The following is a 6,604-nucleotide window of genomic DNA, read 5'->3' as shown; positions in this document are numbered from 1 at the left end:
GCCTCGCTCAGCGTGTTCTGCAGCACGATCAGCAGCAGCAGGGCCAGCAACTGCCCTGAGATCAGCGTCACATACTGGAAGCTCGACCAGAAACCGCGATGCTTCGCCGTCGCCATCTCGGACAGGTAGGTCGCCGACGAGCCATACTCCCCGCCCACGCTCAGGCCCTGCAGCAGCCGTGCGAACAGCAGCAGCGCCGGAGCGGCCAGACCGATGGCCGCGTAGCCCGGCGTGCAGGCGATGATCAAACTGCCGGTGCACATCAGGGTGACCGACAGCGTCAGCCCCGCCTTGCGTCCTTTCCGGTCCGAATAGACGCCCATGATCCAGGCGCCGACCGGCCGCATCAGGAAGCCGACCGCGAAGATGGCGGCGGCGGAGAGCAGTTGGGCGGTGTCGTCGCCCTTGGGAAAGAACACAGGCGCGAAATACAGGGTGAAGGCCGCATAGGCGTACCAGTCGAACCACTCGACCAGATTGCCCGCCGATCCGCCGACGATGTTCCGCAGGCGGCGGGCCGGGCTCATCTCCGGGGGTGACGCGCTTTCAGTCATGTGACGGTTCGCTGGAACGGATAGAAGCCGCCGCCGAGGCGGAGTATGCTCGTCAGATCGTCCAGCGCGCCGCGGCTCTCGTCGATCAGGCGGGGATCGGCCAGGTCCGCAGGCGTCAGACGGTCTCGGTACCAGGTCGCCGCCCAGACCGACAGCCGGGCGTGCAGTTCGTCGGTCATACGCATCGCCGGATTGGTCGCCGCCAGCTCATCGTCCGTCAGCGCGACCCGCAGGCGCAGGCAGGCGGGGCCGCCGCCATTCCGCATCGACTGACGCACATCGACATACTCGACCCGGCCGATGGGGCCGTTGGAAGCGGCCAGCTCTTGCGCCACGGCGTGGCTGCGCTCGTTGTCCCGCGTTTCCGTGGGACAGATCAACGTCAGACGGGCGTCTCCGGGCAGGCGCACCAACATCGAGTTGAACAGATAGCTGGAGATGGCGTCGGCCAGCGGCAGGTCGGAGGTCGAGACTTCGACGAACACCGGCTCGAACAGGCCGTCAGCCTGCGCCCGGACGTCGGCCTTCGTCGCCGCCGTGTCCTCGAAGGCGAGGTCGTGGAAGAACAGGGTGTCCAGCGTGCCGACGCAGACCACGTCGTTGTGGAAGGTCCCGCCGGCGATGGCCGCTCGCGACTGGCGTGGAAAGACGGTTCGGGCCGCCCCGTGCCGGCGGGCGATCGCCTCGAACGCCTCGCGCGTCTGCCGGGCCGGAAAAGCGCCCGCCCACGGCTCATAGGCCTCGCGCCCCCAGACCATGATGTTCACGCCGGGGCCTCCGTGATCGGCGCAAAGCCGCACATGGTTGGCAGCCCCTTCGTCAGCCAGATGCGGAACCGAGGGTAGGGCGTCATGGACGGCGAAGCGGGCGGAGTCGGGGAACAGGGCGCTCAGCGCCCCCTGCGTCTGCGTGTGCTCGAGCGACCGGTGCAGGTTGGTCACCAGATTGGCCGGGGTGAAATGCACCCGCCCGTCGGCGCTGTCGGCCGAGGGCGTGACTGTGGCGGCGTTGGCGGCCCACATCGGCGAGGCGGAGCAGGCGGCCGCCGCCATCGTCGGCGCCGTTTTCCACGCCGAAGCCAACACTTCTCCATCCGTGCCGGAGAAGCCGACGTCGCGGAGGAACTGGATGTGGGGGCGCTCGTGGGGCGGCAGCACGAACTGCGGCAGGCCGAGGTCGGCGAGCCGCTTCATCTTGTCGAGGCCCTGCAGCACCGCCGCGCGCGGGTTCGAGGCCTCGCCCGCGTTCACGCTCGAGGCGAGGTTGCCGGGCGATAGGCCGGCGTAGGAATGCGTCGGGCCGATCAGGCCGTCGGCATTCGCCTCCACCGCCGAAATCATGGCCGCAAGCCCTTGATTTCGCCTTCGATGTTCCGGACAGCCCCCGCCTCGAAGCTCGCGACGGGATAGGCGCAGTAGTCCGCGGCGTAATAGGCGCTGGGGCGGTGGTTGCCGCTGGCCCCAAGGCCGCCGAACGGCATGTCCCCGGCCGCGCCGGTGGTCGGCCGGTTGAAATTGACCACGCCGGCCCGGATGCGGCGGACGAAGGCCTGCCAGTGTGCCGGATCGTCGCTGACAAGACCCGCCGACAGGCCGTAGCGGGTGGCGTTCGCCTCGGCGACCGCGGCGTCGAAGGATCCGACCCGGGTCACCGACAGGAAGGGCGCGAACATCTCCTCGTCGGGCACGGCCACGCCCGTGACGTCGATGATCGCAGGCCGGACGAAGGCGCCGGGCAGATTGCCGATCGGACCCGATGCGCGGATCACCCTGGCTCCCGCGTCGATGCGTTCCTGCAGCGCCTTCAGCGCGGCTTCGGCCGCCCTCTGCGAGATCAGCGGGCCGGCGTAGGGCTCGGGGCTGCTGTTCCATGGGGCGAAGGTCAGGCGGTCGCTCAGGGCCGCCACGGCCTCTACGATGGCGTCGCCTTCGGGCCCTTCCGGCACGATCAGGCGCCGGGCGCAGGAGCAGCGCTGACCCGTGGTGATGAAGGCCGACTGGACCACGATCCCGGCCACGGCTTCAGCATCCGCCGCGTCCCAGACCACGAGCGGATTGTTGCCGCCCAGTTCCAGCGCCAGGATGACGTGGGGATCGTCGGCGAACTTGCGCCGGAAGTGCGCCCCGGCGGCGCCGGAGCCGGTGAACATCAGGGCGTCGATTCCGGCGTCCAGCAGCGCCGCCCCGGTCTCGCGACTTCCCTGGACGACATTGAACACGCCTTCCGGCATGTCCGCTTCGGCGAACGCCTCCGCCATCAGCTGGCCCGTCAGTGGAGCCTCTTCTGACGGCTTGAACACGACCGTGTCGCCGGCTAGCAGCGCAGGCACGATATGGCCGTTGGGCAGGTGGCCGGGGAAGTTGAATGGGCCCAGCACCGCCGCGACTCCGTGGGGCCGGTGGCGCAGCACCGCATGGCCGAACGCCGTTTCCGCCGTGCGCTCCCCGGTGCGCTCGTCATAGGCGCGGATCGAGATGTCGACCTTGCCCGCCATGGCCTGAAGCTCGGTCTGCGTCTCCCACAGCGCCTTGCCGGTCTCGCGGCTGATCGCCTCGGCGATCTGCGGCGCCCGCGCCTTCAGCACCGCCTGATAGCGTTTGACGGCGTCGATCCGATCTTGCCGCGGTCGGTCCGCCCAGTCAGGAAAAGCGGCGCGGGCCCGGTCGACGGCGGCCTGCACTTCGCCTGGGGAGGCGGCGGCGCCTTCCCAGACGGTTTCGCCGGTGGCGGGGTCGATGGACTGGAAACGGCTCATGGGGTCCAGATAGGCGCTCACGTCTTCACCCGCACCACATCGCCCGGCCGCACCTTCAGCGCCTCGGCCGCTTCCCGCCCGAGGGTGGCGACATCGCCATCGATGGCGGCCCGCTGGCGCACCGCGCGGAAGGTGCTGACCCTGTCCGTCGAGATCAGCGCGGGCAGTTCGGCCTCGACCTCGTCGGCGACGGCCACGGTCATGCGCCGGGCGTCCCGGACCGTGCGGATGTTGTCGCGGCCGCAAGCGACCGTCGGACCGGCGTCGAAGATGTCGACCAGCCCGTTGGGCCGGAACCCCTCCGACTCCAGCAGCGCCATCGCAGGCACGCCCTGCGGATGCACCTTGCCGATCACCGCGCGGGCCGCTTCCGGCAGCAGGTCGATGTAGATCGGGTGGCGCGGCGACAGGTCCAGAATGAACTGTTTGTCGGTCGTGCCGGTCATCCGGTCCGCCTCGTCGAACTCCATAGGGAAGAATTTGTGCGCCACATGGTCCCAGAAGGGGCAGGCGCCGTCGGGCGTGAACACGCCCCTGAGCTCGGCCAGGACGGTATCGGCGAACAGCTCGGGCTCCGAGCCGATGAGCATGTAGCGGGACTGGCTCAACAGCCGTCCCGCCCCGCCCTTCCGCCGGTCAGCCTTCAGGAACAGCGAGCCGACCTCGCTCCAGCCCGTGCACTCGTTGACCATCACCAGCGTCTTCTGGTCGAGCGTTACGCCGAGCGAGGGAGAAGACTGCCGGTTGTTGCAGATGCGAAACGAGAAGAAGGGATGCTTCAGCCCGACCGCCGCCCGGACCGAGCCGATGCCGTCGACGTCGCCGGTGTCGCTCTCCTCGAGCATCAGCGTGTACCAGCGCTCCTCGGGCGCAAGAGCGCCGGCGAAGCTGTCCCGGCTGAGATCCAGTCGTTCGGCCAGTTGATCGGGGTCCTCGGGCAGGCTGGTGAAGCCGGGGCCGCTGAGGATCGCCAGCTCCAGCACATGGTCGAGGTCAGCGGGAGCGGCGGGGCGAACGACGAGCACTTAGAAAACTCCGTCACCCTCGGGCTTGTCCCGAGGGCCCATGGCGAGGGTGAACGCAGGCAGTTCCGGCTCGGGACGCAATCGTTGTGACAACCCTCGCGGATCGAGCGGATGTTGAATGGGTCCTCGGGACAAGCCCGAGGATGACGGAGATTGTGGAGAGGTGATCAAGCCATTGTCCCCATTCTAAGTTGTTTCAGTCTCAGCGCGTCGATCTCCCCCGACGCGATCTTGCACAGGATCAGGGCGCTGAGCCGGGCGCGCTCGCCGAAGCTGGCGGGCCAGGCGAACTCCTGATCCGAATGGATGTCGCCGCCGACGACCCCGAGCGTGTCGATGTTGGGCAGGCCCGCGGCGTGCAGGTTGTTGCCCTCGCAGACCCCGCCGGAGGGCTTCCACGACAGGCTCTGGCCCAGCAGAGCCCCGGTTTCGCGCACGGCCTCGAACAGCGCCGTCTGCGACGCGTCCATGGGCTTGGGCGCTCGGGTCATGCCGCCATGCAGCGCCAGCGTCAGGCCGGGCAGGGGAGCCTCGCCCGCGATCTCCGCCACCGCTTCGGTGATCCAGGCCGAGGCCTGATGGTCCGGGACACGGACGTTGAAGCGCACCACGGCGTTGTCAGCCACGACGTTCAGCGGCCCGCCGCCGCTGATCTTGGCCACATTCACGGTCACGCCTTCGCGCTGACCATTCAACGCATGCAGGCGCGCGGCGATAATGGCGGCGCCCGCGACGGCGTTGGCGCCTTCGTGGAAAGCGCGGCCCGCGTGGGCGGAACGGCCCGCCACCGTCAGGTGAAAGTTGCCGCTGCCTTTCCTGGCCCCCGCGAGCGAGCCGTCGGGCAGCGAGGGCTCATAGGTCATGCCGATGTGGCCGCGGGCGCCGAGTTCCGCCAGCAGCGGCGCCGAACCGGGCGAGCCGATCTCCTCGTCCGGCGAGAGCAGCACCGTCCAACCCACCCCGCCGCGTTCGGGGTGGGTCTCGAACGCTTCCAGCGCCGCCAGCATGACGCTGATCCCGCCTTTCATGTCCGCGATGCCCGGACCATTCAGCGCGCCGTCGTCGCGCGTCCGCACGCTCTGGAACGCGCTCTCGGCCGGGAAGACCGTGTCGTAGTGCCCCGTCAGCACGACCTGCACGGGCGCCTCCGGCCGGCAGGTGAGGCACAGGGCGTCGGCGTATGATTCGGTCCGCACCGATCCGTCGTCCGAGACCGATACCGCGGTTCCGGTGGTCAAGCGCGTCGCCTCGGCCGGAAGCCGCCGCGCCTCGACCTGCAGCCGGTCGAGCATGAGCGAGAGGCCTTCCGCATTGCGGCTGCCCGAGTTCAGCCCGGCCCAATCCACCGCGCGCGCCACGATGGGGGCATCGCGCGCCGCGACATGGTCGAGCACGAGCTGGTCGGACGGCAGAATTCGCATGCGGCCGAACCCTAGCGGCGCCCGACCCAAAGGTGAAGGCGACGCCGCCCGTTCCCAGGGGCGGGAGGGCGCGCTAGGCTCGATCCACACACAGGGAGGTGACTTGAATGACCGATATGATGCGCGCGCTGAATCCGACGGCGCCGATAACCAACGAGGCCGAGGCGAAGGCCGCCGCCCGCGCCAGCGCCATCGCGATTTTTCTGGGCGTGATCTGGGGGCTGGTGGGCATCGCCTATCTGCTGACGGCGGGACAGGCGGCGATGGCTGCGGCCGTCGCCTCGGCCTCGGCTGAGAGCCCTGAAGCCGCCGGCATGGCCGGCATGATGGCGCAGGCGGCTCTCTGGATGTCGATCGGGCTGGTCGTGATCCAGCTGGTGCTCGGCCTGGTTCAATGGGCGAAGCCGGGCGTGGTGATTCCGATCATTTTCGCCATCCTCGTCGCCTTCGGCATCGTTTCCGGCCTCCTCGGCCTGATGATGTCCGGCCAGCAGGACGTGCCCGAGGCCGCTCAGGCGCCGATGTGGCAGATCGTGATCGGCTTCATTGTCATGGTCGTCCAACTGGTGCTGCACATCACCGGCATCCGGGGCGCGCGCAAGCTGGACAAGCTGCGTTTCGAGGCGGCCCAGACCTATTGATAAACTAGCGGTTCGGGCGCCGGTCCTCGCGGCCGGCGCCCGGCTGCCGCGTCGCGCGGCGCCAGCGGATCGACAGGCTGGCCTCGCCCTGACCCCCGAACTTCGAGCTGACCGTCAGGTTGCGACGCACCTGCCATTCGACGTTCACGGCCGCGCCGTTCTCGCCGCCGCCGATGATCTCCAGATAGACGTCGTCGGTGATGTAGCG

7 protein-coding genes are annotated in these 6,604 nt (G+C 69.1%); 1 reads left to right on the top strand and 6 read right to left on the bottom strand.

What is annotated here, in order from left to right:
• From VGB60_RS03815 to VGB60_RS03795, 5 genes are all read right to left on the bottom strand, one after another.
• Positions 1–554, bottom strand: a 554-nt coding sequence (locus tag VGB60_RS03815) for an MFS transporter (protein ID WP_331036954.1), incomplete at its 3' end; no start/stop codon positions are given.
• A complete protein-coding gene (gene astB / locus VGB60_RS03810) occupies positions 551–1,894 on the bottom strand; it encodes an N-succinylarginine dihydrolase (protein ID WP_331036953.1) in 1,344 nt (447 codons plus the stop codon). The genes VGB60_RS03815 and astB, both read right to left, overlap by 4 nt.
• Positions 1,891–3,309, bottom strand: coding sequence for a succinylglutamate-semialdehyde dehydrogenase (astD, locus tag VGB60_RS03805; RefSeq protein ID WP_331036955.1), 1,419 nt, complete (start codon positions 3,307–3,309; stop codon positions 1,891–1,893). Before astD ends, astB begins: the two co-directional genes overlap by 4 nt.
• Positions 3,310–3,326: 17 nt before the next feature.
• Positions 3,327–4,334: an arginine N-succinyltransferase gene (locus tag VGB60_RS03800; RefSeq protein ID WP_331036952.1), complete on the bottom strand. Its 1,008-nt coding sequence runs from the start codon at positions 4,332–4,334 to the stop codon at positions 3,327–3,329.
• Between the two features lie 167 nt (positions 4,335–4,501).
• Positions 4,502–5,755 (bottom strand): hydrolase, encoded by a 1,254-nt coding sequence (locus VGB60_RS03795; protein WP_331036951.1) that lies wholly within the window; start codon positions 5,753–5,755, stop codon positions 4,502–4,504.
• Positions 5,756–5,862: 107 nt separating this feature from the next.
• Between VGB60_RS03795 and VGB60_RS03790 the strand changes: the two genes are divergently transcribed.
• Positions 5,863–6,396 (top strand): hypothetical protein, encoded by a 534-nt coding sequence (locus VGB60_RS03790; RefSeq protein WP_331036950.1) that lies wholly within the window; start codon positions 5,863–5,865, stop codon positions 6,394–6,396.
• A 4-nt stretch (positions 6,397–6,400) separates the two neighbouring features.
• Here the strand turns inward: VGB60_RS03790 and VGB60_RS03785 are convergent.
• Positions 6,401–6,604 (bottom strand): hypothetical protein (locus VGB60_RS03785; protein WP_331036949.1); only part of this gene is annotated, 204 nt, incomplete at its 5' end.

It is taken from the genome of Brevundimonas sp., assembly GCF_036399195.1.
GTDB lineage: Bacteria > Pseudomonadota > Alphaproteobacteria > Caulobacterales > Caulobacteraceae > Brevundimonas.
The sequence above is the reverse complement of the archived record's forward strand: the minus strand, read 5'-3'. Positions and strand labels throughout refer to the sequence as shown.